Annotated in this window: 4 protein-coding genes; 1 reads left to right on the forward strand and 3 read right to left on the reverse strand. The window is 40.8% G+C overall.

Annotated features, from left to right (window positions below; translation table 11 throughout):
* Positions 1–85 precede the first annotated feature (85 nt).
* Positions 86–565 (reverse strand): hypothetical protein, encoded by a 480-nt coding sequence (locus B4033_RS08565; protein WP_071320735.1) that lies wholly within the window; start codon positions 563–565, stop codon positions 86–88.
* A 182-nt stretch (positions 566–747) separates the two neighbouring features.
* Between B4033_RS08565 and B4033_RS08570 the strand changes: the two genes are divergently transcribed.
* Positions 748–1635: a DMT family transporter gene (locus tag B4033_RS08570; protein ID WP_286833194.1), complete on the forward strand. Its 888-nt coding sequence runs from the start codon at positions 748–750 to the stop codon at positions 1633–1635.
* Between the two features lie 70 nt (positions 1636–1705).
* Here the strand turns inward: B4033_RS08570 and pcaD are convergent, their stop codons facing one another.
* Together pcaD and B4033_RS08580 are read right to left on the reverse strand one after the other, a co-directional pair.
* The gene (gene pcaD / locus B4033_RS08575; protein ID WP_286833196.1) at positions 1706–2485 is read right to left on the reverse strand and encodes a 3-oxoadipate enol-lactonase; all 780 of its coding nucleotides are present in this window, start codon (positions 2483–2485) and stop codon (positions 1706–1708) included.
* A 72-nt stretch (positions 2486–2557) separates the two neighbouring features.
* A partial coding sequence (locus tag B4033_RS08580) for an acetyl-CoA C-acyltransferase (RefSeq protein WP_286833199.1) occupies positions 2558–3349 on the reverse strand: 792 nt, incomplete at its 5' end.

Below are 3349 nucleotides of genomic sequence, written 5' to 3' on the forward strand. Positions count from 1 at the left end.
TGACTTGTGAGCCTGCGGAAGTTTTGCCAATGGCGCAGAGGTATTTTTTGTTTTGACAAACAAAGCCCTTGTAAAAGGGCTTTTTCTAACCTCGTACTAAGAATTTCGTATCATTTCTATTATCCTTAAAGAACCAGTAATCTCTAATATATGAAAAAAAAGTAACCTCACTAAAAGCGATTAATCCATAGCAAATTATTAAAGAAAGATTTTTATGCCAACCATCAACACACAAATGAAGAATAGTAAATGAAATAAGAACCCCGCTAGCAATACGCAATAAATTAATACATGTATTGAATAGCTCGTATGACAGTTTTTTTAAAAACTCCTTGTTTCTATAATTAAAAAAATAATAAAAAAACCATAAGATTATTGCGATAACAAAAAGGATTGAGTAATGTAAAAGATTAGGAGTTTGAAAGTTTCCATTGTAACCAGCTATTAACTCCTCAATACCTTTGGCTTCAAGAAGTAAATATGTTATTGCCATTAAAACTAGAGAGCTTAGTAACATAATCGAAAGTTCTAATTTTAATAGTTCACGTATTTTTCTAGCAATCATTTAATATCTCCTTTTTTTCTCTATTATCAGTATATTGGATAGCGTATTTAAGAGCTATACGACATAAAATGACGTTATAAACTCCAAACTTTCCGCTATCAACTTCAAACCCTTTTTTAATTAGTCATCTCATCTGCAAAGGCTTAAAATTATTTCACTTTTAATCTAACAGCAGATGAGACATGGCAATCAGTTGGATCTTCTTTACCTTAATGGCTGCATTCATGCAGGCATGGCGTAATGCATTTCAAAAACAACTGAGTTCAACTGTCGACGTTTGGGGCGTAACGCTTGCGCGTTTCTTGTTTGGTTTTCCACTTGCATTTATCTATATCCAACTGCTGTACCATTTTTACCCAGTCATAGAAGTAGTTCATTTTACTGCAAAGTATTGGATATATATTTTCATTGCAGGAGTGAGCCAAATTCTTGCCACTGTACTGATGGTGCAACTGTTTAAACAAAAAAATTATGCTATTGGTGTTGGTTTAGCCAAAAGTGAAGCCATCTTAGCCGCGATTATTGGCGTGGCTTTTCTATCAGATCATTTATCGTTCTTAGCCTGGATTGGCGTACTCATTGGGGGGTATGCAGTATTTTTACTAAGTAAAGGCAACCAACTGAGTGGACTTTCTGTTAAAACGTTGATGATCGGGGTGGGTAGTGGACTTTGTTTTGCCATTACGTCACTTTTAGTTCGAGAAGCCAGTCTAGAACTAACTAATTTGCCTGTATTACACCGTGCATCTTGGGTGTTGATTTCAGTCATTGGCTTCCAATGCATCAGTATGCTCATTTACCTAAGCCTATTTAGCCGTAAAACACTCGTCGCTATGCGCGAACGTATGGGACTGACTATGAAAGTAGGCTTTTGTAGTTTCACAGCATCCCTTGGTTGGTTTACTGCCATGAGCATGATGAGTGTACCGGTGGTGAAAACCTTAGGTCAGATCGAGATTTTATTTAGTATGCTGATCTCGGCGTATTTCTTTAAAGATAAACTGGCCAAGGCTGAACATTGGGGACTGGTGCTGGTGGTGATTGCGGCAATTTTAGTGATTTGGGCTTAATTCTTATTTAATTTGATCCAGAAAAAAGCCACTGACGAACAGTGGCTTTTCTACTATTGCGATGCGCTTTTTAAGCTGCAATAAATTCTTGCACTGCCTGATTAAAAGCTTCAGGTTGTTCAATATTTGAAATATGCGAAGCATTGATTTCAAATAGTTGGCTGTTGGCAATACGATCTACCATATACTGACCATCAGCCACAGTCGTTACAGGGTCTTGCTGACCTGCAACCACTAAAACTGGCACAGTAATGTCTTTCAGTTGTTCGCGTACATCCGCTTTAGCCAAAGCTTCGCAACAGCTCGCATAACCTTCGGCGCTGCCAGCTGCCAAGTCGTTTTGAAGATTATTGACCACTGTCGCGTTGCTTTGGATAAAGGGTTCAGTAAACCAGCGTGATGCTGCTGTCGAAGCAATCGGCTGTAAACCTTGTTCGCGTACCAATGCGGCACGGTCATTCCAAGCCTGTTCTTGACCAATTTTTGCTGCAGTATTACATACCACCACCTGATTAAAACGTTCAGGGCGATGAATCGCTAACCATTGACCTGTTAAACCACCCATAGAAATACCACAGAATGTAGCTTTTTCAACATTCAAATGATCGAGTAGATTTACAACATCTTGACCCAATTGATCAATGCTATATGGGCCTTGCGGCGCCGATGATGCACCGTGACCACGTGTGTCGTAGCAAATGACAAAAAAATCCTGCTGGAAAAAATCAATCTGTGCTTGCCACATTTTGAAGTTTGTACCAAGCGAGTTTGAAAAAATTAGTGCAGGTTTTGCAGCATCTCCAAAAGTTTGGTAGTTGATTTGCGCATCATTTGATGTAAATGTTGGCATTTTTTTAAAATCCTTAATCTTATAAATCCATCTTAAATCCCCCGTTATGATAGGGGGGACTTTTAATGAGGATTAAACACGTTCAATGATCAAAGCAATACCTTGACCAACACCAATACACATTGAACATAAACCGTATTTACCGCCAGTTTGTTCAAGTTGGCTCAGTGCTGTTGTTACCAAACGCGCACCAGATGCACCTAATGGGTGACCCAAAGCAATTGCACCACCATTAGGATTAACTTTCTCTGAGCCATCTTCAATACCTAGGACACGGGTACATGCCAGTGCTTGGGCAGCAAAAGCTTCATTCAGCTCGATGACATCCATTTGCTCTAGCGTTAAGCCGGTTTGCGCAAGCAGCTTTTTGATGGCAGGCGCAGGACCAAAGCCCATGATGCGCGGTTCAACACCGACAACGGTTGAGCCAATGATTTTGGCACGCGGTTTTAAGCCGTATTGTGCAATGGCGTCATCGGATGCAATCAACAGTGCTGCTGCACCATCGTTAATGCCTGATGCATTACCTGCTGTGACTGTACCGTCTGCTTTTACCACAGGTTTCAGTTTCGCCAACGCTTCTGCAGTGGTAGACGCACGTGGATGTTCATCTTTATCCACGACCACCGGATCGCCTTTACGTTGTGGAATCACCACCGGAATGATTTCGTTTTTATAGAAACCTTTGGCGTGCGCTGCTGCGGTACGTTGCTGGCTGGTCAGGGCGAATTTGTCCTGATCTGCACGGTTGATGTTGAACTGTTCCGCCAGATTTTCAGCCGTTTGCGGCATGGTTTCCACGCCGTACATTTCTTTTAGTTTCGGATTGATAAAACGCCAGCCCATGGTGGTGTCTTCAATCTT

The sequence above is a fragment of the Acinetobacter sp. UBA3132 genome, from assembly GCF_002364825.1.
GTDB lineage: Bacteria > Pseudomonadota > Gammaproteobacteria > Pseudomonadales > Moraxellaceae > Acinetobacter > Acinetobacter schindleri.